Genomic DNA, 25,800 nt, shown 5'->3' on the forward strand with positions numbered 1-25,800 from the left:
ATTTTTTTACATTTTCTGTCAGACATATGCTATTCTTCTGCCAGTTTTCCCAAAAACTCTTTCATTCTGGCATTATCTGATGCAAATACTTCTTCCGGAGTTCCTTCCTCTGCAATTACACCTTTATCCATAAAAATGATCTTATCCGCAACTTTTCGGGCAAAATTCATTTCATGTGTAACAATAACCATGGTCATATGCTCTGACGCCAGACTTTTGATAACTTTCAAAATCTCACCGGTAAGTTCCGGATCCAATGCAGATGTTGGTTCATCAAAAAACAACATCTTCGGTTTCATTGCCAGAGCTCTTGCAATTGATACACGTTGCTGTTGTCCGCCGGATAACTGATATGGATATGCATCTGCTTTATCCTCCAGTCCCATCTTTTTCAGCAGCTCTTTTGCTTCCTTATATACTTCCTCTTTCTTTCTCTTCTGTACTTTAATCGGCGCATCTGTTATATTTTTCATTACAGAAAAATGCGGAAATAAATTAAAATTCTGGAATACCAGTCCAAAACAGGACTGTATCTCTTTTCTTTCTTCTTTCTTTGGAAATACTGGTTTTCCATTTTCTATCCAGGCTGCTTTTTTCCCCAGATACAGAATTTCACCATCACTTATTGTCTCTAACATTGTCGCACAGCGGAGCAATGTTGATTTTCCAGAACCTGATGGCCCAATAATAGCAAGTATTTCTCCTTGTTCAACGGATAAGGATATATCTTTAATAACCTGAACTCCGTCGAAATCTTTTTTTATATGATTCATTTCTAAAAGCTTCATACTGCCGTCTCCTATCGATAGTAATTCAATTTCTTTTCGAGCAGCTCCATCACACCTGCAACCGCATAGTTAAATATGTAATAAAAAACACCCGCTATAAAGAACGGCAAAACCGTTGTCTGAGCCGCTGCAATCTGCTTTGCTACTGCAAACATTTCAATATAAGATAATGAATATACAAGCGATGTATCTTTTACCAGTGTAATTACTTCATTTGTCACCGATGGCAATACAATTTTTATCACCTGTGGCAACACAATTTTACAGAATGTCTGCTGTTTAGAATATCCCAATAAAGCTGCCGCCTCATACTGTCCTTTTGGGATTGATTCAATTCCCGAACGATAAATTTCTGCAAAATATGCTGCATAATTTAAAGAACAGCCCAATAAGATTGCCGTTAATTTGTATCCGCCTATGTTCATCCCCCACAAATAATATGGTCCGAAATACCATACCAGAAGCTGAAGCATCAACGGTGTTCCCCTCATAATAGAAATGTATACTTTAACCAGCCAGCTAACCGGTTTTAATTTGCTTACCCTGCCGAAATATACAACCATTCCAAGCGGCAGTGAAAATACTAATGTTAAAATAAATATTAAAAATGTCTGTCCAAACCCTGCGCCAAGCTGACGCAGCATTACTTCAAAACTCATATTGCCTCCTCTCATGTAAAAAGCTTCCCCATTGCTTTTTTACATTTATATGCTAACGAAACTATGCCCCTCTGAATCTCTTCAGAGGGGTATAGTCATCCTGCACCATTCATCTTGTCCTATTATTTTAATGTTACCATATCGGCAATTTCATATTTCTCAGCCAGTTTTTCAACTGTACCATCTTCTGCCAGTTTCTTTAAATCTGCATTCACTTTGTCGCAAAGCTCTGTATTTCCTTTTTTGAATCCAATCGCATACTGCTCTGTATTCAAAGTTTCATCCAAGATTTTATATCCGTCTCCTCTGGAATTAATCTGATATTTTGCAACACCGATATCAATCGCGAGTGCATCCAGTGCTCCTGCCTGAAGCTCTGTAAATGCTGTATTATAATCAGCAAACTCATTAAGCGAACCAAATGTATCTGCCAGTGCTTTCTGACCCCCCTCTTCTTCGCTATTCAAAAGATCGAGTGCTGCTGAAGCTGCCTGCACACCTACTGTCTTTCCTGCAAGATCTGAAAGTTTTTCAATTCCTGAATTTTCAGCAACTACGATTACCTGGCTGTTATCTACATATGGTGTAGAGAATGTGTACTCATCTTCTCTTCCATTCATTGTAAATCCATTCCAGATGCAATCAATAGAACCGGAATTTAATTCCATATCTTTTGAATCCCAGTTGATTGGTTTTTTTACAAGTGTCCAGCCTTCCAGATCACATACTGCCTGTGCAAGTTCCAAGTCAAAGCCTGTATATTCTCCATCATCATCCATGTATCCGTATGGTGGATATTCTGCATCAAATCCTACTGTAAAAGTATCTCCTCCATTTGACACTGAATCTTTCGAGCTTTCTGTTTTTGTATCTGTAGATGAAGAATCTTTACTACCTCCGCATCCCACTGCCATTGTTGATACTGTCAACGCTGCAATCAATGCTACTGCCAATTTCTTTTTCATTGTATCACCCTCCTGCGTCGGTGGTTTGCGTCACTCTTTTAGCAATTGACTGCTTTACCACACTAAATCACCTAGGCAGTGTAACACATTTTAAGATACTTGTCAATTATTGACCACATATAACTTACATATTGCTCCTACGATATTTTCGTTTCCACTCATCAATTTGTATTTCGTTATTCTCTGACAATGATTTTGCTTTTACATCTTCTACTTCCTGGCGCATCTGTGCATTCACTTCCACATAATCCGCGTGTTTTGTAAGTAAAATATGATATTCTTCCATTGACATATATTTGTAAGATGCATAAAGATATGGCTTTAAATATTTTTTATCTTCACAAATTTTATACGCATGATCATACATTTTAGCAGCTTCCTGATATAAGAACAATTTTCCGTATGCTGCACCCAATCCTGCATAGATTTGTCCATAAAACTTATCCTCTACGCTTTCGTCACGCTCTTCATTTAATATTTCCTGATAAACAAGGATTGCCTCTTCAATTTCTCCGCTTTCCAGCAGGTTGTCTCCTTTGAATTTCTGGCGCTCAATGTCCTTCTGATTTTTCAGACGTTCCAGTACGTTTTGAATTCGGATCATCTGTGCTTCACGATAAATCTTTGATTCCTTCAATATCGTAAGTACAAATTTTTCTACTGAACCATGCATCTGCATCATCTCACGCAATTGCTCTGACAAATCAGAAAGTCCTAATTCTTCGTCCAGCCAATTACACAATTGCTCGTTCATAATGGTGTAATCTATCAGATAAAGATTATTACACAGATAATAGCACAGTTCTTCTATTGTATATATTTTGCAGTGGATCCTGGAAATCTCATAAGGATGTGCTGCATGCTGCTCATGACATAGAACTAAATTTCCCATCATTGCCTCCTAAATGAATAATCTTCTCTTTCTGAAAATCTGTCGCCGGATAAAATTCTCCGAATCCCATATCACGCACAATGATCTTACATGTCTTTTCATCCATAAACAGTGTTTCAATCATCAGGCGCATCGCATACTCAGAGCGTCTCGGAAATTTATCCATCGGGATTACTTCTGTTCGTACTGTTCCTTGAACAAGTGACTCAATATGTAATTCGATATCCTCTACCTTTTCCAATAAAACTTCCCACTGATTATTTGACTCGTACCACTGTGCTCCCCAAGATACGATCGGATACCACATCTCCTGACCATTCACCCTGAGATTAAGTGTGATCTGATCTGTCAGCTTGCCATCCGACAAATAAACAGGATCTTCTACCTGCATATACATCTTTCTATAAGATGTAAAGCAAGCACCTTTACTATATAGATTATTTCCTATAAAAGCTCTTCGTCCGTTGCAAAGCAGACGTAAAGCATTCGGATACCAGTTATTCTCAAAACCTTCACCGGTCAAAAACACAGATGAGACAATTCTCTTATCAAATACCCCTTCTATGAACTTACAGAACATAGAATCTGCTTCTCTGGCTTTGTCTTCATTTAAAACCGGATATACTGCCGCCAATTCTTTCATATGTGCACTTGCGACCTCGTCAACAGTCACAAATGTAGTTTTCCCACCGCCAAGTCCAGGTTTTAATCTTCTAAGCATATAGGCCTTTATTTCATTACGATCACAGCAAAACAGTGCTGCTTCATACTGCCATAATTCTTTCGGCTGATAAAACAGGTAATTACAAAAACTTTCTTTATAATCCTGAATAAAAATATGCTGTTTATCAATATTCATACGGACAGCAATTCCTCTTAATAGCTTTGCCAGTTCTTCCGTCAACTCCGGCACTGTGAAGACAATCCCATCAATTTTAGGGAATGTCTGCAAAGACATCTGAATGAATTTTGATAAGAGCCATACCGCATCATAAGTATCCTCTCCAAATTCAACCTTTTCTCCGGCCAGACTTCTCTCCAACAGCCTTGTCACAGTAAAACCTTCACTGATCGACACCAGTCTTTTAGCCTCTTTCCCATAAGCCCAGGTATCTCTAAGTTTTCCAATGATCAGCGGAATCTGATAATTATCAGATTCTGACTCCAACGTCTCCGGTTCAAGCTGCTGATCATTATAGAAACTGATCTGGCAGGTTTTTTCATTTATTTCGTATCCTATTATATTTCCCTGCATCATGCAGATAAGCCTCCTTAATTTTCTCCAAATATATGAGCAGCGACAGCATCTTCTATCTCATATTCTTTCATCTTTGCTTCTTGTTCTTCTCCATCTAAAAGCAGAATATCATTGATTCTTCCATAACGTCCCCGTTCGCCTTGCTCTACTTTTTTTGTACACTCTGCTTTTTCACTTCGATATACATTACCATCTATTATTTCTTTAAAATAATATTTCAATTTTTCATTGGCAAACAGGACAAATTTTTTAACATATAAATTTTCATACATTGGTGTTAATACTTCTGTTGAATAATCCACATTTTCAGAATCACCTTTCTGCAACTGATAATACAACATGACTCTGCTGCCCTTCTGCCCTTTGTATTCAATCAGTGTCTTATCCCACAGCTGCTGTTCAATCAGCCATTCTTTCTCATACTTCATAAAGAATGGGAAATATATCTGTTTTCCGCATAAATCCTGCATAAACTTTTTCAATGTTTTTCTCATTGAAGAATCATATTCTTTCTGTGCATAATATTTCAGCACCGCAATCTTACAGATATCAATCGTCTCTTCACCTTTTTCAAATTCTTTGCAGATAATATCAATCACGCTCTTACTGATTTTTCTATTTTCTACTACATACGCTCTCGACATATATGCCAGATAAGCCTGCTGCAATCCAATATATGCACCTTCTGCATAATATTCCTCAAAAATAGCAGCCTCGCCAAATAAGGATTCTGAAAAAAGCATCTGTGTCAGGATTCGTTCTCCGAGTTTATGAGTATGCACCTCATATTCCTTTGCTTCTCTCCAGAGTTCTTTCATCTCGATCGTAGCTCCACAATAATAATTTGCCAGATATGTCAGGATTACTTTATCATACTGTCCTCTTTTAAACAGTCTGAAACATACATATGTAAGGAAATCATCACATGCATAATTATTTTCACGGATTGTTTTACTGCTAAGAGCCAGCATCTCACTGTCTTCGTATTTTTCCACACCATTTTGCTGTACGATTTCTAAGGTCAATTCAGGAACAGTTTCTTCTTCCTGATTTATTTTTAAACTATTCAAATAGCGCTTACAAACATCCATGTAATGAAGTTCATAGAACATACGCTTGCTGTCATATGGAATAGAATCTGTATAATGTCTTCCATCTTTGCTCTCCCACACAAGGCGGTCTGATTTTGCATACAGGCAGATCAGTGTTCCCTGCTCTGAATATGGTACTCTCTGTGTAATCTTTCCATCTTCTGCAATGACATAAATAAATTTTATGTTATGTACCTTTGTTTTCACCTCATAAGAATAGCAAATATCATATAATGCCTTCACACGTTCCGGATTCAGTTCTTTTTCTGAAATAAATCTTTTATATATTGTTCTTAAATGCGCATTAATATGTCTGCGTTCCAACTGTCTCCATGCAAATGATTCCATCTCTTCACGATAATGTGCATAAATTTCGCTGCTCTCATCTTCATAAGTAATAACATTGGCATACAAAAATGCACATTTATTGTAATCAAGCATATTGCCATGTAAAAAATATAAATATACAGATCGTGGCAATGGCTTCTGAAACATATCTACATCCACTGATTCCATATAAAATTCGTAAAGCTGTGCGATTTTTAATTCCTCTTCAACAGCCTTTTCATACCACTCAAAATACTCTTTTCCTACACAGTTTCCTTTTATCAAAAGGGTACAGATAGAAGTCAGTATCATACTTTCCGGATATGCTTTATAGCACAGCACCAATGTCTGGAACAAATGTTTATCATATGCTTTCGACTGACTTGCCAGATTAGCTGTATAAAGTGCAAGCTCCTTTGTCATCAATCCATATTTTGCCGCAAATAAAAGAACTCGAATTTCAAACATGCCTAGTTTTTTCAAGCTTGTACTCTTTTCACGATAACAACGAAATACCTCCAGATAAAAAATAAGGCTGTTTGTCTTTTCTGTATTAAATAATTTTTCTAAAATACGAAGCTTCTCACTGAGGATTTTATATTCTGAATCTACATTGATCAGCATACATAAAATGCGCCAGCTGTCTGGATGCTTCATATACGATTTTGCAAGCTCTTCCGCTACTCTTCTCTGTCCAATCGTGTCATTACTTAAAAATGTAGTCAAATATAAATAATACGAGCTAAGTTCCACATTCTTACCAATTGCAAATCGGTTATAATTGTATGATTCAAGCAGCGTTCTTGCCTGCTCCTTCTTTCCACCGATAATACAAATATGTGCCTGTAAAAGCAGATACCATTCATTATTCTCATCCATCTTACGCAGACGCTCTGCCTTATGGATAGAATCCGCCGTCCATTCTTCCAGCTCTTTCTTGCCTGATTCATATACAAGATAATCTTTCAGAATACTCAAATACTCTCTTGTCTCATCTCTCTTGTCTTCATCTCTGCATATATCTTTTTCAACAATGATTTCATATGACAATGTTTCATATGGCGTTTCAAGAATAATCTTGCCAAAGTTACTGCCTTTATGTAAACGTTCTGCACTGATAAAATACTCTACTCTATAAGAATTTCCTAAAAATTCTTCTGTCGATATCTTTGTATGTTCTACATATAAAAAGTCACCCTCTGTACGGACATCAATATCTAAATGTCCCCAAGTATTCTTTTTCAATGTAAACTTTTCTTTTCTTGCCTCCTTCATAGAGGTAAAAGCTCGACTCTCTTCTTCCAGCGTCAGATAAATTTTTTCTTTTTGTTTACAGCCAACTAAAAATTCTTCCAGTGCCTGCTGATCCAATTCCCACTTACGCATATTGTCATAAAGTGCCTGGATTCTTTTATCTTCGTATTTTAAAATTTCATAAAAATCTCTGGAACGGAATAATTTTTCCGCTTCTGCCGGATCACGATAAGTTAATTTTTTAAAGTCTTCTAAGCTCTGGACTTTTCCATAAGAAGTCATCACAAACGGCTTCTCAATCACTGCTGTAAAAGCAATATCATATTCTCCGCCATTACATACGATAGTAAACTTTCCATGTTCGACATGCCCAGGCACCAATCCGGTCCCATCATATGTATAGGATATGTTTACAGGATTCCCGTCAAACCCCTGTTCCTCACAATGTACACGAAAAGAAGACGGGTATACCAATCCTCGGATTGTCCCCTCTCCCTGGTTCTGCAATGAAAAACTGCCTTTATATATTTCGCCTTCTCCGACACGCATAATAATCCTTGTTTCCGGGAAAATAATGTCAGGCTGTGGGACATGAAAATCCCCTTTTGAAAGTCTTTTTATTTTATTTTTCAACTTCGTCACCTACTTATATTCTTTTACGCACACGACGCTACTATGAATTATAACATCATCCCTTTCATTCTTGCAATGGTGTATAAAAATATTTTCGAATTAAACTGTATACATGCATACAGTTTAATTTTTCATCATTTTTTCACTTTGTTTTTAGTGAATCCTTTGCAAATAAGTGTTATAATGGAAAAATACAAAGGAGGAATGCATTATGAAATTAGTAATTACAATGAGTCGACGTTTCGGAACCGGTGCAAGCGTCATTGCAAATGAACTGTCAAAGCGCCTGGATATTCCGGTATATGACAAAGCATATATTGAACAGAAATTAGGAGAACATGAATATGAAACAGAGGCTGATGCAATTCGTAAACTTGCCGAGAAACCTTGTATCATACTTGGTCGATGTGCCTCCGATATTTTAAAAGACCGCATGAATGTTTTAAATATTTATGTTTGTGCTGCTAAAGAAGATCGTATTCATCGAATCATGAAACTAGAGAATCTTTCTTATGATGCTGCCAAAGAAAGGGTCGAAAAGACAGACGAACAGCGTGCCGCCTATTATTATGAACATACCGGTAAAACATGGGGCGATGTCAATGACTACCACATGATTCTTGACACAAGTGAGTTAGGTGTTGAGCACTGTGCCGATATCCTTATGCAGTATTTTGAAAAGCTGGAATACATTTAGTATCTCATATCAAGCGAGTTACATTTTGCACAAGCATTATTCACTTTGCCTGATTTACATAAAAAGAGGATGAAAGCTATTTTTTGCTTTCATCCTCTTTTTAATTTTCTTATCTACTCTGCACTCTCTTCTGCATTACTTGATGTATCTTTTACTGTCACACCCTGTTTCTGGAAATCTACTTTCTTCCATACACGTTTATTCAGATCGATATTTGTTTTCTTTCTCCACTTTTTCAAAAAAGCATCATATTGATCTTGCTTTCTCTCTTCTACAATTGACTGCTTCTTTGCGTCTGTTGCAGTACGATCCAGAAAGCTTGTCACTTTTGCAACATATATACCGGAATCCGTCTCAATCGCATCTGTTACGTCGCCTTCTGCTGTAAGAGCATCTGCTGCCTTCACTAAATCTGCATTCGGAGAAGTAGATTCTGAATCAAATGTAGCAGTCTGTACTTCCATGCCAGCTTCATTCGCTACGGCATCAATATCCTTTGTATCACTATTCTTCAACTTTTCCGCAAAATCTGTTGCCTTTTGTTTCGCTTCTGTCTTTTCTATCTCACTCATTGTCGATGTCGAATCGTTCTCATCCTTTGTATAACTATAAAATACATATTTCATAGATTTCTGAGCCGCCTCATCATCTGATACCTCTGTATCCACATCCGCTGTCATCACATCTTCCATCTTACTCTGAATTGTTAAAAGCTCCAGAACTTTCTTGACATACTTATTATAGCCTGAGACAGCCTCTTTGTCTTCAAGTGCATTATTCTCATCAAATTCCTCTGCCGCCTTATCAATCGCTTTCTTTTCATCCTCGCTAAGTGCTACATCATACTCTGAAGCATGCTGCTCCAAAATATACATATTCTCTAATGACTTGATCATATTGCTTTTAACTGACTGCTCATATGTCTTACCATCAGTTTCCTTTGCCCACAGCTCTTCACCTGTCGTTCCCATCATACCTGCATAATAAGTTTCATACTGCGCCTGCTGCATTCTCGCATAGAAATTTGCCACCCCTAATTTTATTTCACTTTCTCCTACTGTTGCAACAACGTCATCATTATTCATAGAGCCGCATCCTGTCAGACCAGTGACAGCTAACATACCTGCCAGTCCCAGAGCAGTCACTCTTTTTTTCCACTGATTCATATTTTCTGTCCGTTCTCCCTTCATATTCTCTGCATTCTAAAAAGAAGCTTTCTTCACTTCCACCACGCTCAAGCTGAGCCCGTCAACTTAAATCATTATAATCTGTTTTTATATTTCTAACAAGGTTTTTATATCATTTAACAGCTTTTTCACAAGTTCAAGAACATCTTCGCTTTTTTCCTTTTTATTCTTTCCCTTTTTCTGGTAGAGAAAATATGGCGTTGCCTCTGCCTTTAACACCAAATTTCCATGATATGCTTCCAACAAACCTGGTATCTTTTTTGGATCCACCTTTGCTTTTTCATACATTACAATCTTAATTGTATCAGTTTTCTGTTCTACTGCTGTCACATAAACAGAATGTGCGAATGCTTTAAGTAGCGCAATATGCAATAACTGCTGCACCTTTCTCGGGACATCCCCAAAACGGTCAATCAGCTCTTCAAGCATATCATCCATCTCTTCTTCATTTTCAATACTTGCGATTCGTTTGTAAATATCCAGCTTCTGAAATTCATTTGAAATGTAACTATCCGGAATATAAGCATCCACATTCAGATCTATCGTTGTGTTGAAAATATCTTCATCCATCTCGCCTTTTTCCTGCTTGACCGCTTCATTAAGCATCTTACAATACAAATCGTATCCAACTGCTTCCATATGTCCATGTTGTTCTGCGCCAAGCAGGTTTCCTGCACCACGGATTTCAAGATCACGCATTGCAATTTTAAATCCTGAACCAAGTTCTGTAAATTCCCGGATTGCTGCCAATCGCTTTTCTGCCACTTCTTTTAACAATTTATCTCTTCTATATAATAAAAATGCATATGCCATTCGATTGGATCTTCCAACTCTTCCTCTCAGCTGATACAACTGAGATAGTCCAAGTCTGTCAGCATCATGGATGATCATGGTATTCGCATTTGAAATATCCAGACCTGTCTCTATGATTGTTGTTGAAATCAACACATCAATCTCACCATTGATAAAATCATACATAATATCTTCTAATTGACGTTCATTCATTTGACCATGTGCAAACATTACATTCGCATCCGGAACTAATTTTTGTACCTTATCTGCTACATCCGCAATATCACTGACACGATTATATACATAATATACTTGTCCATTTCTGGCAAGCTCGCGTTCGATGGCTTCTCTTACCATCTCATCATTATATTCCATTACGTAAGTCTGAATCGGCATACGATCCATCGGAGCCTCTTCTAATACACTCATATCACGTATTCCTATCAAACTCATATGAAGCGTCCTCGGAATCGGTGTGGCTGTTAAAGTCAATACATCAATATTTTCACGCAATTTCTTTATTTTTTCTTTGTGCGTCACTCCAAATCGCTGTTCTTCGTCTATGATCAAAAGCCCTAAATCTTTATATTGTACATCCTTTGACAACACACGATGTGTTCCGATCACAATATCTACCAGTCCTTTTTTCAAATCTTCTATTGTTTTTTTCTGTTCTGTACTGGTTCGGAACCTACATAATAAATCAACACGTACCGGAAATTCTTTCATACGCTGTACAAAATTATTATAATGCTGCTGTGCCAGTATTGTTGTAGGCACAAGATATACCACCTGTTTTCCTTCCTGAACTGCTTTGAATGCCGCGCGTATAGCAATCTCTGTTTTGCCAAATCCGACATCCCCACAGATCAACCGGTCCATGATTTTATGACTCTCCATATCATGTTTTGTATCTTCTATCGCCTGCAGCTGGTCTTCAGTCTCTTCAAATGGAAACATTTCTTCAAATTCTTTCTGCCATACCGTATCCGGTTCGTAGACATATCCATCTGCCCTCTGACGTGCTGCGTACAATTCCACCAGATCTTTCGCTACCAGCTTCACTGCACTTCGAACCTGGCTTTTTGTTTTCTGCCACTGCGCTGTTCCGAGTTTATTTAATTTAGGTTTTTTTGCATCTGAACCGGCGTACTTCTGAATCATATCCAGCTGCGTTGCGAGAATATACAGTGCACTGTCTCCCGCATAGCGAATCTTCATATAGTCCTTCGTTACTTTATCAACTTGTATCTTCTCGATTCCTTCGTATACACCAAGACCATGATTTTCATGAACAACATAATCACCCACTTTTAATTCTGTAAAATCCCGAATTTTCTGTCCTTCATAACTATGTTTTTTCTTGCGTTTTTTCTTTTTTCTGCCAAAAATATCGCTTTCTGAAATAACCACAAACTTTAACATCGGATATTCATATCCTTCCGTTACATGTCCGTAAGTCACAAGTATCTCGCCCGGCTGCACCTCTTTTTCCAATGTTTCACTATAATAACTGCTTAGCTCATAATCCCGAAGATCTTCTGCCAGTCTTCGCGCTCTCGTTCTTGAACCTGATAACAAAATCACTCGGTAGCCATTTCGTTTTAATCGTTTTAGATCAAGTGTCAGCATTTCAAAACTATTATTATATGGATTGACCCCTTTTGTCTGGAGCGAATATGTCCGTCTCACATGAAATGTGCCACACTTTGATTCTAACGTAGTAAATGCAACAGATGAATACTGATTCATCTTCTCAATTATCTCTTCTACCGCAAATACCAAAAGTTCATCCGCAGACTCCTCCATACCTGCTTCTTGTCGGTTTTCTCTGCTTTTTTGATATTCTGATTCTATCTCTTTTGCCTGTTCCAGAAGCCGGATTGGCTCATCTAATAACAACAGACTTTCTTTTCTGTTAAAATACTCCAAAAAAGAAACGCTTTTTGTCTCATCCGTTATCAATTCTCCTGTCGGATAAATCGTTACCTTTTCTAAATTTTCAATTGAGCGCTGACTTTCTGCATCAAATGTCCGAATAGAGTCAATCTCATCTCCCCACAGTTCAATTCTTACCGGCAATTCATCTGTCAATGGAAATACATCCAAAATTCCGCCACGGACAGCAAACTGCCCCGGACTTTCAATCTGCGTTTCCCTCTCATATCCCATTTTCACAAGTTGTTCCTGCACCTTACCAAACTCAAGAACATCCCCGGATAACAATGTAAGTTTTTGTGTTTCTATCTCTTTTGGCCCGATCACCCCATCAAGAAATGCATCCATCGTTGTGATTACAGTAATTGATGCACTCTTGTCACATTCCAGTATTGCCCTGATAACTTCCATTCGCTGGCTCTGCAAATATTTTCCTTTGATGTCTGCATGATAAAACAACAAATCACGGGCCGGATAATAATATGTGTTTTCATCAAGAAATTTATATTCTTCATACGCCTGTTTAGCTTTTTCCTCATTTGAAAATACAACAAGATTATATTTCACGCCTTTACTGAGCGCATACATCAAATGTGTTTTCTGAGAATTTACACATCCCGTAATCTGTATAGTACCGGATTCTCTATTTCTATTTTTTATAATTTCTTCATAATCCGCCAGTTCCTTTAGCGGTGACAACAATGCATTCACGTTTACTCTTCCTTCTTTTTCCGATTATATTCATTCATTGCAGCAGAAATATCACCTTCCAGAATCATTTCAACTGCATGTATCGCATGAGCATAGCCTTCGTCCATGAGCACCTGCTCTTCTTTTGAAAAATGTCCAAGCACATAATCTGCCAGATCATATTTTGATGGTTTTTCTCCAACTCCGACTTTTACTCTTGGAAATACCTGTCCACCAAGATGCGCAATAATATTCTTAATCCCGTTATGTCCTCCTGCACTTCCCTTGGCACGAATACGGATCTGTCCGTTATCCAGACTGATATCATCGTAAATCACGATTAATTCTTGTTCTTCATCTACCTTATAGTAATCCAGCAAACTTCTCACACTCTCACCACTAAGATTCATAAAAGTCTGTGGTTTCGCAAGGATTACTTTCTGACCTTCTATGATTCCTTTTCCAATCAGTGCACGGTGTTTTTTTGTATCTACGGAAATATTATATTTATCAGAAATTCGGTCTATAACTTCAAATCCTGCATTATGTCTTGTTCCTTCATATTCTTTTGATGGATTTCCTAATCCTACTATAATAAACATCCTATTAACTCACCTTTCATTCTATTCTTTCACATTCCTATTCTATCCGAAAACCTCTGACTTGTCATCTGCATCTTTCAATATTACCTTTTTCATGCTTCGTAAGGCATTAACATATTTTCTTCTTTTCTTTCATACAATAATAAAAAATGCATTGGAGGTTTACTTTACATGGGGTCTAAAACCAAAATCGTAGTTCTTCACATGAAGGAAATCATATATACACTTATCTTTGCAGCCTTAGGAATACTTTTAATCATTTTACTGGTCATAATGTTTCGCTTTGAACATTCTTCCGCACCTACAGCCTCAGCCAGACTCTATACTCCCGGCATTTATACATCTTCACTCACTTTAAATAACACAAATCTGGAAGTAGAAGTAACCGTAGATGAATCACAGATTAAAGCGATCCGACTATCAAATCTGGATGAAAGTACAGCCACCATGTTTCCTCTGTTGCAACCGGCTATTGAAAATATAGCAGATCAGATTTGTAAAACCCAATCAACCGACAATATCTCTCTTTCCTCTGAAACACCATATACCTCGCAAATCCTCCTGGATGCAATTAATGAAGCCATTGAAAAAGCCGCAGTCCATTAGGCTGCAGCTTTTTTTTGCGGTTCTTTCTATTCATTTTTTCATATAAAATATTTCAAAACTTAGTCTGAATGGTTCTACTACACTAACCTTCTACAATCAAATACTGACCGTTTGGTAATGGAAATACTTCCGAAGCCTCTTCTAATTCATCCATGCTCATAGTTTCTACATCTGCTCCGTTCTCTTCGAAGTACTCTTTTACCTCATCGAGCGAATCCACGACTACTGCCATACAATCTTCTAAAAAAGCTTCTGCCTCTTCCATTGATCCCGCAACTGGCTCATCAAATAACTGAGACTGATTTTCTAAGAAAGTTAATAAGCACTCTTCACTGTATTCGTTCATATTTCAAACCTCCCTAATCCTCTATCATGTTCATGATTTCTTCTGGCGAATTCACAATCAATTCCGGTCCGGCATCTTCTAAAACCTCTTTACCGCGAAATCCCCATGTCACTCCTACGGTATGCATCTGTGCATTCTTACCTGTAGCTACATCCACTTCTGAATCACCAATATATAGTGTCTCTTCAGGCGTTGCTCCTAATTTCTCTGCGATCTGAAGTACAGCCGTAGGATCTGGTTTTCTCGGAACTGTGTCTATCTGCCCTTGAATCCATTGAAATGTCTCTTTGCCAAAAATAGTCTCCACAACATGAACCGCCTGCTTATGTGGCTTATTTGACAAAACTGCAAGTTTCAATCCTCGATTCTTCATCGACTCCAGCATCTCTGTGATCCCTTCATAAGGTACTACATGATATGTGCAATTTGCATCAAATATACGTCCATATATCTGCATTGCTTCTTCAATTCTGTCAAGGTTCTCTGTACCTGAACTGCCCAGTGCTTTTTCTATCAGCACTCTTGCTCCATTCCCAACAAATATTCGACACTGTTCTTCTGAAATCTGCGGGAGCTTCATCTCTTTTAATGTCTCGTTTGTCGAATACACAAGAGAGTCTAATGTGTTTGTCAATGTTCCATCCAAATCAAATATGCATGCTTTATACATGGTTACTTCATACCCTTTCCTGTAGTCTACGATTATCATAGTATGAAGTCTCAAAAATTTCAATATCTAACTCTACTTTTTTTCTATCTTTTATTTTCCCGTCAAATATTGCCGCATTATAAGCAACGCATTTTTCTCCAATCTGCTTACTTGCGCCTGTGAAATTTGAATCTCCTGCGCCACTTCTATCTGTGTTTTTCCTTCAAAAAACCGCATCTGTATAATATGACGTTCCCTGTCTCCCAACCGATTCATCGCCGCTTCCAAAGACAATTCTTCTACCCAGTTTTCTTCTTTATTCTTTTTATCGCTCACCTGATCCATAACATACAGCGTATCACCTCCATCGCTATAAATCGGCTCATACAAACTCATCGGACTTTGAATTGCATCCATTGCAAACACGATATCTTCTTTTGAAATACCAATTTCCTGTGCAATTTCCTCTACTGTCGGTTCTTTCATATTCATTTTCACATATGCTTCTTTTGCATAAATTGCTCTGTATGCCGTATCCCTAAGTGAACGACTCACCCTGATTGAATTATTATCTCTCAAATAACGTCTGACTTCTCCAATGATCATCGGAACCGCATATGTCGAAAATTTCACCAGGCGATCCGGTTCAAAATTATCCACAGCCTTCATCAACCCCACGCATCCAACTTGAAACAGATCATCAGCATTTTCATTGCTTGACGAAAATCGCTTGATCACACTTAAAACCAATCTGAGATTTCCCTTTATATATTCTTCTCTGGCGTCCCTGTCTCCTTGTTTGATACGAACAAACAAAGCTTCCTTCTCCTGTTCAGACAGGAGAGGAAGCTTCGCTGTATTTACACCACATATTTCAACTTTATTTAGAGCCATAGTTTGAATCCTCCTACAAGATTTCAAAAATTTAAATCTAGTAAAATTTTTCTCACATTGTCTCCTTGTTATTCCGACTCTAATAAAATAAAAAAAGTTTTAGTCCTTGACAATTCTACAAATTATAACTATTATCTGCTGCTTTTTCAAATTCATCAACAATCTCTTTTTCCGGCGGTGCAGTCATAAGACTCACAATAATATTTAAAACCATCGCACCCAGAAAAGCTGGGAGCAGTTCGTAAATATCCAACGCTCCGCCCATTGGGCGTACAAGATATTTCCATACAAAAATCATAACACCGCCTGCAAACATGCTGACAATGGCTCCCTGTCGGTTGGAACGTTTCCAGAACAGTGCAAGCAATACTACCGGTCCAAATACCGCGCCAAAGCCTGCCCATGCAAAAGAAACGATTGCAAAAACTGAACTTTCCGGATCCAGCGCCATAAGCACTCCCATGACCGCAATCAAAAGTACGGTTACTCTTGCGATTATAAGAGATGTCTTCTCACTAACTTCTTTTTTTAATATTCCCTTTAACAAATCTTCCGATACACTTGACGATGCCGCAAGAAGCTGTGAATCGGCTGTCGACATCGTACATGCCAGAATCCCTGACATGATCAGTCCAGCAAGTACAATTCCAAGCACACCACTCTTGCTCATCAATGTTGCAATGGTGATAATTACTTTTTCGGAATCTGCTCCTGTAAGCATATCAATGTATCCTTGTCTACTTAAAGTATATCCCATAATTCCAATAAATACTGCAACCGCCATGGAAATCACTACCCAAATTGTTGCAATTCTTCTGGAAAGTTTTATTTTATTTTCATCACTAATTGCCATAAAGCGCAAAAGTACATGCGGCATCCCAAAATATCCAAGTCCCCATGCAAGCGTAGATGCGATTTTAATCGAACCATAAGGGACCGCTGTACCCTCATTATATACACTTGTAAGAGACAAATATCCCTGCATGGAAGCAGTCTGTGATGTTATCACATCCATACCGCCCAATGTCTTAATACCAAATAACACAACACTGATCAAGGCCACCGACATAACAATGCTCTGAATCAAATCTGTTGTGCTTGCTGCCGAGAATCCTCCTAATGCCGTATATGCCACAATTACAATTGCACTGACCAACATTGCTCCAAAATAAGGAACTCCAAACAAGGTAGAAAATAGTTTTCCGCATGCCGCAAAACCGGATGCTGTATATGGAATAAAAAAGATAACAATAAAAATTGCGGACAATCCTGCCAGAATTCCACTTTTATCATGATAGCGATTCTTAAAAAATTGCGGAATTGTAATTGCATTTCCCGCAACAACCGAATATCGTCTCAGCCGCTTTGCTACAATTAGCCAGTTCAAATAGGTTCCAATTGCAAGTCCGATTGCCGTCCACGCCGCATCTGCAGTTCCTGTCAGATAAGCAACTCCCGGCAGTCCCATCAATAACCAGCTACTCATATCCGATGCCTCTGCACTCATTGCTGTCACAATCGGACCTAACTGTCTGCCCCCGAGATAATAATCTCCGGTGGAACTGTTTTTCTTCATAAAATAAATTCCAATTGCGACCATCCCTACAAGATAGCATACAATAATCGCAGAAATTCCCCACACATTACTATTCATATTTATTCCTCACTTTTCCTTGTTTCTTTTAAATTCACCCCTTTGGCGTAGTAGCGTCCTAAAGTGTTCTTTTCGTAAAATCATACCATAAATCTATATGTTTTTGCAAGATTAAATAAGAGCCCCTGCAATTTTCATCTATTCTGCATCAAAAAAAGGCCCCTGCGGACCTTTTTTTGTATTTTTGTTTCTAAGTTTGTGCAAAAATCGTTTGATTATTATATTACTCTAATCTATCCCATTTGTCTGCAAGATTTTGAATCTGAGATTCAAATTTAGCTTTTTCTTTATTCGCCAATCCTTCATTTTTATATACAATATCAAGCAATCGTTTTGCTGCTGCCAACAATCTTTCAAAGGCTGCATCATCCCTCTTCTGTGAAGCTTTCTTTGCTTTGATTGGAATTCTTACTCCTTCTTTCTCAATCTCGCCTGTTATAAGATCAACACAACCTTGAGGGTATGGGGCAAATGCCGGATATCCAAATTTTTCTTCTACTGTCCGGGCAAATTCCTCAGTCACAGTATCTTCTCCATGTACCACAAATACATGCTGTAGCGGAGTCTGAAATCCTCCAATCCATTTTAATAATCCATTCATATCTGCATGGCCACTGACTCCATGCAGGCTTTTAATATGTGCATGTACCTCGATTGGTTCTCCGAAAAGCTTTACATTTTTTTCGCCCTCAATCAATCTACGTCCTAATGTTCCTACTGCCTGATATCCGACAAACAAAATGGTACATTCTTCACGCCATAGATTATGTTTCAGATGATGACGGATACGTCCTGCATCGCACATTCCGGAAGCTGAAATAATCACCTTTGGTTTTTCGATAAAGTTTATCATCTTAGAATCATCACTTGTTGTCATAATCTTTAGTCCCGGAAATACCAATGGGTTGACTCCTGCATTCACAAGCTTCATGGCATCCTCATCAAAACATTCCATCTTATTCTTCGAAAATACCTTCGTTGCCTCAATTGCCAGAGGGCTATCCAGATACACTTCAAAATCTGCATATTGCGGGAGCATGTTTCTCTCTTTGATCTCACGGATAAAATATAAGAGCTCCTGTGTTCTTCCAACGGCAAAAGAAGGAATAACTACATTTCCACCCCGGTCAAAGGTTTCTTTCAAAATCTGAGTAAAATCTCCCACGTAATCTATCTTTTCCGTACTGTGTACCCGATTACCATACGTAGATTCAACAACCACATAATCTGCTGTAGCAGTATAGGTTGGGTCCTTAATAATCGGCTGGTCCAGATTACCCACATCGCCGGAAAATACAATCTTCTTGCTTACATCCCCTTCTGTAAGCCATACCTCAATACTTGCAGATCCAAGCAGATGTCCTACATCTGTAAATCGAATCTCAACCCCGTCACAAATCCGAATACGCTGTCCATATTCACATGGAACTAATAAATCAATTGCATTGATCGCATCTTCCATTGTGTATATCGGCTCGTATACCGGTTTACCTGCACGTCTTCCCTTACGATTGCGCCATTCTGCTTCGAATTCCTGAATATGTGCACTATCACGAAGCATAATGTTACATAAGTCAGCTGTCGCATAAGTTGCAAATATCTGTCCTTTAAATCCATTCTTCACAAGTTTTGGAAGCATACCTGAATGGTCAATATGTGCGTGTGTCAGCAACACATAATCCACTTCATTCTCCGGAATCGGTAAACCAGGGTTTTCATATAAATCGGGTCCCTGTTCCATACCACAGTCAACCAGTATATTCTTTCCTGCCACCTGCAAGAAATGACAACTACCAGTAACCTCATGTGCAGCACCTATAAACGTCAATTTCATACTATTCACCGACCTTTTTATTTTATTGTATCACCGGAAAACAAAGTGGTAAAGTTAAACATTTCCTGTTTTTATATATTTTTCACTGTATATTTTCTTACTTTTTATTATTGATATCGAACAATTTCTCTTCTTAGACGAAGCATGATTTTTTTCTCCAATCTTGAAATATAAGATTGTGAAATTCCAAGAAAATCTGCAACTTCCTTTTGTGTTTTTTCCTCCCCGGACGGATTGTCCAGCCCATATCTCATCCGGATGATCATCCGTTCTCTGTTTGATAGTTTGCTAATTGCATGGATTAACAACTTTCTTTCCGCTTCATTTTCCAAATCTTTATAAATTGTATCTTCTTCTGTTCCTAATATATCGGACAACAGCAACTCGTTTCCATCCCAGTCTACATTCAATGGCTCATCAATTGACACTTCCAGTTTTGTTTTATTATTTCTCCTAAGATACATCAAAATTTCATTTTCAATACAGCGTGACGCATACGTCGCCAGCTTAATTTTCTTTGTTGGATTAAATGTGTTGATTGCTTTAATCAACCCGATTGTTCCAATGGAGATCAGATCTTCCACCCCAACCCCTGTATTATCAAATTTCTTTGCAATATAAACAACGAGACGCAGATTATGTTCAATCAGACGCTTTTTTGCTTTCTCCTGCTCATTTGTCTCAAGTGCTTCTATCATTTTTTGTTCTTCGTTTGCATCCAATGGTGCCGGAAGTACATCTGGTCCACCTATGTAATGAATTTCTTTTCTCGGATGAAAAAATATATTTTGAAAATTAGATATTACATTTATCTTAAACTGTTGTGTATTTATTGTCTCTGCAACCATATTTAGTTCCTCCTATACTCTGCGCATTTACAATCATCTGATAGTCTGTTTCTTCCATAACACCAATACCAATCTGAGGCATCTGTATTTCTATTACTGATTTTTGTATGATTTCCATTTTTTCCATCGTTACGACCGGCAATAAATGTGTTCCTTGAATGGTCTGACACGAAATAAAATGTAGCTTCTTCTGCATCCATTTTTCTTCATTTTCTTTAGAAATTGAATACTCTATTAATTCTTCAACCATTTTTGTCCCATATATTTTTTCTGCCATTTTCTTTGAAATAATATGAACCGGTTTTTGCCCTACAGGATCTTGAAGCATATTTCCTGTGTCGATCATTGCACGAATATCCCATTTTTTTGTTTCATCATATAAGACAACCCGACAGCACCGCTTTTGAAGATTTCCCTCTCTTGTAAGCAAATTCCAGCTCGTTTTCAAAATAAAACACCCCAGCAGTGCACTTGCATACATCACACTTACAATTCCAATGTATGGTCTGAACAGTTGCATAATCCCTCCTAAGCATATTTCCGTAAAATACAACAACAACATGCCTTCGAACAACTGCAATACAGTTGAAATTTTTACTCCTACCCAGATCATGATGACCGGGATAATACAATAATTGCAAAAACACTTAACCACTTCCGGCATTCTTATTGCAATAAGCACACAGGAAAATACTGCGGAAATAATTCCTGCAGTAAATGTTCTTATCGTAAAGGACTTTTTACCAAACACACTACGCACAAACAATAGTAAAATGGAATCCATCATAAAATTTTCTAAAAAAAATAAATCTATGTATAATTCATAGTACATATCCCCTCCTCATTTCCTACAAACTTATTATAGAAACAACGTCTCTCAGATTTTGTCAAAATCTGGCAGCCTATATCAAAGAATCTTCGACAAATTTCTAACATTTAATAGGATTTTTATTGATTTTATCCCCATATTATGTATAATTAGAAAAGAATATGGTATCGTCTAAACTTATATAGACATACAGTATTACTACAAAGAAAGAGGTATATGTAAGATGGCAAAAATTGATTTAACTAAATACGGCATTACTGGAACTACTGAGGTTGTTTACAATCCTTCATATGAAATGTTATTTGAAGAAGAGACAAAACCTGAATTAGAAGGTTTTGAAGTTGGTCAGGAAAGTGAACTTGGTGCAGTGAACGTTATGACTGGTGTATATACAGGTCGTTCACCTAAAGACAAATTCATCGTTATGGATGAGAACTCTAAAGATACAGTATGGTGGACATCTGATGAATACAAGAATGACAACCATCCAGCTACAGAAGAAGCTTGGTCAGCTGTTAAAGATATCGCAATCAAGGAGCTTTCTAATAAGAGACTTTTTGTTGTAGATGCATTCTGTGGTGCAAACAAAGATACACGTATGGGAATCCGTTTCATCGTGGAAGTTGCATGGCAGGCACACTTCGTAACAAACATGTTCATCCAGCCTACAGAGGAAGAACTTGAAAACTTCGAGCCTGATTTCGTTGTTTACAACGCTTCTAAAGCAAAAGTAGAGAACTATAAAGAATTAGGACTGAACTCTGAAACAGCTGTTATGTTCAATATCACAAGCAAAGAACAGGTTATCGTTAACACATGGTATGGCGGAGAGATGAAGAAAGGTATGTTCTCTATGATGAACTACTTCCTTCCATTAAAAGGAATTGCTTCTATGCACTGTTCTGCAAATACAGATATGAACGGAGAAAACACAGCTATCTTCTTCGGTCTTTCAGGAACAGGTAAAACAACACTTTCTACAGATCCTAAACGTCTCCTGATCGGTGACGACGAGCATGGTTGGGATGATAATGGCGTATTCAACTTTGAGGGTGGATGCTACGCAAAAGTTATTAACCTTGACAAAGAATCTGAGCCAGATATCTACAATGCAATCGTTCGTGACGCTCTTCTTGAGAACGTTACACTGGATGAGAACGGAAAGATTGATTTTGATGATAAGAGCGTAACAGAAAACACACGTGTTTCTTACCCTATCAGCCACATTAAAAATATTGTACGTCCAATTTCTTCTGCACCAGCAGCTAAAAATGTTATCTTCTTATCAGCAGATGCATTTGGAGTACTTCCTCCAGTATCTATCCTTACAGAAGATCAGACACAGTACTACTTCTTGTCTGGATTTACAGCAAAACTTGCTGGAACAGAGCGTGGAATCACAGAGCCAACACCTACATTCTCAGCTTGCTTCGGACAGGCATTCCTCGAACTGCACCCAACAAAATATGCAGAAGAGCTTGTTAAGAAGATGGAGAAGAGTGGAGCTAAAGCTTACCTCGTAAATACAGGATGGAATGGAACAGGAAAACGTATCTCTATCAAAGATACACGTGGTATCATCGATGCTATCCTGAACGGAGCAATCAACAACGCTCCTACAAAGACAATCCCATACTTCAACTTTGAAGTTCCTACAGAACTTGAGGGTGTTGACACAGGTATCCTTGATCCTCGTGACACATACGCTGATGCTTCTGAATGGGAAGAAAAAGCAAAAGATCTTGCACAGAGATTCATCAAAAACTTCGCTAAATACGAAGGAAACGAAGCTGGTAAAGCACTTGTTGCTGCAGGTCCACAGCTGTAAGATTTTAGTTGATAATTTAAAAGAGTGTGTGAAAACCAGTTTTTCACACACTCTTTTTATATATTAGGAAAGTGCTTTCCTAATATATAAAAATTGCTCCGCTAAGGATGCGCACTACGGCGTACAATGAAGGTGTCGCAAGCGACCGCCACAGGCGCAAGAATGTGCAAAGCACATTCTTTGTTCTATGCATGGCAACTAAAAAAAGAAGAGCACCGATATTCGATACTCTTCTGTCATATTACTTATTCTCTATCTGTTTATTTCTTAAAGAAATCCGGAATCTTAATAGACTGCTCTTTTACTCCGCTTGTAACAGGTCTTGACTGCTGCATAGATGGTGCTGTACCACCCATTGGTCTTGCTGTTGTTCTTCCATCATATGAAGGTACTGTTCTTTTTGCACCATCTCCTGAAGGAAGGATAGAGCCCACTTTCTGCTGTCCTTCTAATCTTGCTTTCAATTTTGATGAACTTCCACCTACATTATGTAAACCTGTTGCAATAACTGTGATTGTAGCTTCATCAGATCTTGAATCATCATAAGTAGCACCAAAGATAATGTTTGCATTCTCTCCGGCAAGCTCCTGAACATACTCTGCTGCATCAGATGCATCCATAAGTGTAATATCACCAGATACATTGATAATAACGTGAGATGCGCCCTGGATCGTTGTCTCAAGCAATGGACTTGCAACAGCCTGTTTAACTGCCTCAAGAGCCTTGTCATCTCCACGTCCCTCACCGATACCGATATGAGCAATACCTTTGTCTTTCATAACTGTCTGTACATCGGCAAAGTCAAGGTTGATAAGTGATGGTACGTTAATCAAATCTGTGATTCCCTGAATACCCTGCTGTAATACTTCATCTGCCTTCTTCAGTGCTTCTGGCATTGTAGTTCTTCTATCTACTACTTCCAACAGTTTATCATTTGGAATTACGATTAATGTGTCAACATTCTCTTTTAATTTGTCAATTCCTGCTAATGCATTCTGCATACGTGTTCTTGACTCGAAACGGAAAGGCTTTGTAACAACACCAACTGTCAATGCACCCTGCTCTTTTGCAATACGTGCAACTACAGGTGTTGCTCCTGTTCCAGTACCGCCACCCATTCCACAAGTAACAAATACCATGTCAGCACCTTTCAATGCTGCTGAAATCTCTTCTGCACTTTCTTCTGCTGCTTTCTCTCCAACTTCCGGCTGAGCTCCTGCTCCAAGACCTTTTGTCAGTTTCTCACCAATCTGCATCAGTGTTGGTGCTTTACATAACTGAAGTGCCTGTTTATCTGTATTAATTGCAATAAATTCTACACCTGCGATCTGTTCATCGATCATTCGGTTAACGGCATTGTTACCGCCTCCACCAACGCCAATAACAATTATCTTTGCAGCTGCCTCTGATTCATTAGTTTTAATTTCTAACAAGAGTAGTTCCTCCTTTGTCGTCTTATTAATCTTTATTATTATACATCCCATTTGAAATTGAACGCTATAATCCAATAATTATATAATATATTTTTTTCAGTAAATAATCAATAGATTTTTTTGTATTTTATGTTTTTTTTGCTCAACATCGCAAATTTCATTTTTTATTGTGTGTCCGGCACAAATCGAATTGATGTATCTGACGTCTGATAACTCTCCAAATGCAATTCTCCCGACTGATTTTCATACTGCTCAGACAGTTTTTGCAATATCGGCGAAATCTGTGGAATCTTATCCTCATAGGAAGCACTTCCCAGGGAAACTCTTACGTTGCCAAAAACAACTGTGAGATCACTTCCTGAACATATAATTTTATCTGCTGTCAATTCATTCTCTTGTAACAGTGCTATAAGTTCTGAAAGTTTTTTAAACACATCTTTATCATCTGCCGGTATTTTCTTTCCGAGTTTCACCTTGCTTTCTTCAATCTGTATTCCCTCAATCATAGCAGTTCCTTCGATCAGTTCCTCACTTTTTAATGAAGCGATTCCATCCTTATCAAAATACAGATAACCACTTCCAAGATCAATCCTTCCTGTCATCGTCTTTTCTGTCACTGCCACATTAATCTTCCTCGGTGAAATAAGGCTTACTTTTACCTTCTCAACAGATGGTAATTGTGTGCGGTTTTCCCTGTTAAAATACCACAAATCATACAATGTATTTCCTGAATACGGATTTTGCTTTACCCACTCTTCCACTTCCTGCTGCGTTGTATAAACATTTCCCGTCACCTGAATCTGCTTTAATTTAAAGATCAGAGTCTCCAGATAAACAAGGCCTGCACAAATAATGATAATTATAAATAAATACAAAAATACTTTTCCACTTACATTTCTTCTGTTCTTTTTATGTTTCTTTGATTGTTTTTTATTGTTTTTATTATTTTGTGAGCGTATCTCACGATCATGCAGATTCTCAGAACCTGCAAGGTATATAATATCGTCACGCGAATAATGCCTCGCTGTAGTCCGGTTTCTTCCTCTGTCTGTCTTTCTGTTTTGCTGCTGTGTCATCGACAGCCGCCTCCTTCGTTTTCATTTGAT

Annotated in this window: 21 protein-coding genes; 3 read left to right on the forward strand and 18 right to left on the reverse strand. The window is 38.0% G+C overall.

All coding sequences use genetic code 11. From position 1 onward, the window contains the following. Positions 1–29: 29 nt before the first annotated feature. The 6 genes from D8Q48_RS03445 to D8Q48_RS03470 form a co-directional block, all read right to left on the reverse strand. A complete protein-coding gene (locus D8Q48_RS03445; protein ID WP_117989591.1) occupies positions 30–788 on the reverse strand; it encodes an amino acid ABC transporter ATP-binding protein in 759 nt (252 codons plus the stop codon). An 11-nt stretch (positions 789–799) separates the two neighbouring features. Next, the gene (locus tag D8Q48_RS03450; protein ID WP_117989590.1) at positions 800–1,447 is read right to left on the reverse strand and encodes an amino acid ABC transporter permease; all 648 of its coding nucleotides are present in this window, start codon (positions 1,445–1,447) and stop codon (positions 800–802) included. Between the two features lie 122 nt (positions 1,448–1,569). Continuing rightward, a complete protein-coding gene (locus tag D8Q48_RS03455) occupies positions 1,570–2,412 on the reverse strand; it encodes an amino acid ABC transporter substrate-binding protein (protein WP_118687623.1) in 843 nt (280 codons plus the stop codon). 124 nt (positions 2,413–2,536) lie between these two features. Continuing rightward, complete coding sequence (locus D8Q48_RS03460; RefSeq protein ID WP_117989588.1) at positions 2,537–3,304, reverse strand: hypothetical protein; 768 nt, start codon at positions 3,302–3,304, stop codon at positions 2,537–2,539. Beyond that, positions 3,279–4,562, reverse strand: coding sequence for a DUF5716 family protein (locus D8Q48_RS03465; RefSeq protein WP_117989587.1), 1,284 nt, complete (start codon positions 4,560–4,562; stop codon positions 3,279–3,281). Before D8Q48_RS03465 ends, D8Q48_RS03460 begins: the two co-directional genes overlap by 26 nt. Before the next feature lie 14 nt (positions 4,563–4,576). Further along, positions 4,577–7,867, reverse strand: coding sequence for a DUF5717 family protein (locus D8Q48_RS03470; protein ID WP_121055444.1), 3,291 nt, complete (start codon positions 7,865–7,867; stop codon positions 4,577–4,579). Positions 7,868–8,078: 211 nt separating this feature from the next. Here D8Q48_RS03470 and D8Q48_RS03475 point away from each other — a divergent pair, with 211 nt between their 5' ends. Next, positions 8,079–8,564 (forward strand): cytidylate kinase-like family protein, encoded by a 486-nt coding sequence (locus tag D8Q48_RS03475; protein WP_117989585.1) that lies wholly within the window; start codon positions 8,079–8,081, stop codon positions 8,562–8,564. 113 nt (positions 8,565–8,677) lie between these two features. On the opposite strand, the gene D8Q48_RS03480 is transcribed toward D8Q48_RS03475, so the two are convergent. The 3 genes from D8Q48_RS03480 to pth all read right to left on the reverse strand — a co-directional run bounded on the left by D8Q48_RS03480 (position 8,678) and on the right by pth (position 13,773). Further along, a complete protein-coding gene (locus tag D8Q48_RS03480) occupies positions 8,678–9,730 on the reverse strand; it encodes a peptidylprolyl isomerase (RefSeq protein WP_118687738.1) in 1,053 nt (350 codons plus the stop codon). A gap of 108 nt (positions 9,731–9,838) precedes the next feature. Further along, the gene (gene mfd, locus D8Q48_RS03485) at positions 9,839–13,192 is read right to left on the reverse strand and encodes a transcription-repair coupling factor (protein ID WP_117989584.1); all 3,354 of its coding nucleotides are present in this window, start codon (positions 13,190–13,192) and stop codon (positions 9,839–9,841) included. 2 nt (positions 13,193–13,194) lie between these two features. Further along, on the reverse strand, positions 13,195–13,773 hold the full coding sequence (gene pth / locus D8Q48_RS03490) for an aminoacyl-tRNA hydrolase (RefSeq protein WP_118687626.1): 579 nt from the start codon (positions 13,771–13,773) through the stop codon (positions 13,195–13,197). 171 nt (positions 13,774–13,944) lie between these two features. On the opposite strand from pth, the gene D8Q48_RS03495 reads away from it, so the two are divergent. Continuing rightward, complete coding sequence (locus D8Q48_RS03495) at positions 13,945–14,379, forward strand: hypothetical protein (RefSeq protein ID WP_118687627.1); 435 nt, start codon at positions 13,945–13,947, stop codon at positions 14,377–14,379. 82 nt (positions 14,380–14,461) lie between these two features. Here the strand turns inward: D8Q48_RS03495 and D8Q48_RS03500 are convergent, their stop codons facing one another. The 7 genes from D8Q48_RS03500 to D8Q48_RS03530 form a co-directional block, all read right to left on the reverse strand. After that, positions 14,462–14,725: a glyoxalase gene (locus D8Q48_RS03500; RefSeq protein ID WP_117989581.1), complete on the reverse strand. Its 264-nt coding sequence runs from the start codon at positions 14,723–14,725 to the stop codon at positions 14,462–14,464. A gap of 13 nt (positions 14,726–14,738) precedes the next feature. Further along, positions 14,739–15,434, reverse strand: a complete 696-nt coding sequence (locus D8Q48_RS03505) for an HAD-IA family hydrolase (protein WP_330514333.1) — start codon at positions 15,432–15,434, stop codon at positions 14,739–14,741. A 51-nt stretch (positions 15,435–15,485) separates the two neighbouring features. Continuing rightward, a complete protein-coding gene (gene sigG / locus D8Q48_RS03510; RefSeq protein ID WP_121055446.1) occupies positions 15,486–16,268 on the reverse strand; it encodes an RNA polymerase sporulation sigma factor SigG in 783 nt (260 codons plus the stop codon). 115 nt (positions 16,269–16,383) lie between these two features. Continuing rightward, complete coding sequence (locus D8Q48_RS03515) at positions 16,384–17,922, reverse strand: sodium/proline symporter (protein WP_121055448.1); 1,539 nt, start codon at positions 17,920–17,922, stop codon at positions 16,384–16,386. 223 nt (positions 17,923–18,145) lie between these two features. Further along, positions 18,146–19,756: an MBL fold metallo-hydrolase gene (locus tag D8Q48_RS03520; protein WP_117989577.1), complete on the reverse strand. Its 1,611-nt coding sequence runs from the start codon at positions 19,754–19,756 to the stop codon at positions 18,146–18,148. Positions 19,757–19,863: 107 nt separating this feature from the next. Further along, positions 19,864–20,604 (reverse strand): RNA polymerase sporulation sigma factor SigE, encoded by a 741-nt coding sequence (gene sigE / locus D8Q48_RS03525; RefSeq protein WP_117989576.1) that lies wholly within the window; start codon positions 20,602–20,604, stop codon positions 19,864–19,866. Continuing rightward, on the reverse strand, positions 20,570–21,436 hold the full coding sequence (locus tag D8Q48_RS03530; RefSeq protein WP_117989575.1) for a sigma-E processing peptidase SpoIIGA: 867 nt from the start codon (positions 21,434–21,436) through the stop codon (positions 20,570–20,572). Before D8Q48_RS03530 ends, sigE begins: the two co-directional genes overlap by 35 nt. A gap of 220 nt (positions 21,437–21,656) precedes the next feature. Here D8Q48_RS03530 and pckA point away from each other — a divergent pair, with 220 nt between their 5' ends. Then, entirely contained in the window at positions 21,657–23,261 is a 1,605-nt protein-coding gene (pckA, locus tag D8Q48_RS03535) for a phosphoenolpyruvate carboxykinase (ATP) (RefSeq protein WP_117989574.1), read from the forward strand. Positions 23,262–23,521: 260 nt separating this feature from the next. Here the strand turns inward: pckA and ftsZ are convergent, their stop codons facing one another. Beyond that, positions 23,522–24,694 carry a cell division protein FtsZ gene (gene ftsZ, locus D8Q48_RS03540; RefSeq protein WP_117989573.1) on the reverse strand — a complete coding sequence of 391 codons (1,173 nt, stop codon included), beginning with the start codon at positions 24,692–24,694 and terminating at the stop codon, positions 23,522–23,524. A 164-nt stretch (positions 24,695–24,858) separates the two neighbouring features. Then, on the reverse strand, positions 24,859–25,770 hold the full coding sequence (locus D8Q48_RS03545; protein WP_117989572.1) for an FtsQ-type POTRA domain-containing protein: 912 nt from the start codon (positions 25,768–25,770) through the stop codon (positions 24,859–24,861). Positions 25,771–25,800: the final 30 nt, after the last annotated feature.

The sequence above is a fragment of the Ruminococcus sp. B05 genome, from assembly GCF_003628495.1.
GTDB classification, from domain to species: Bacteria; Bacillota; Clostridia; order Lachnospirales; family Lachnospiraceae; genus Schaedlerella; species Schaedlerella hominis.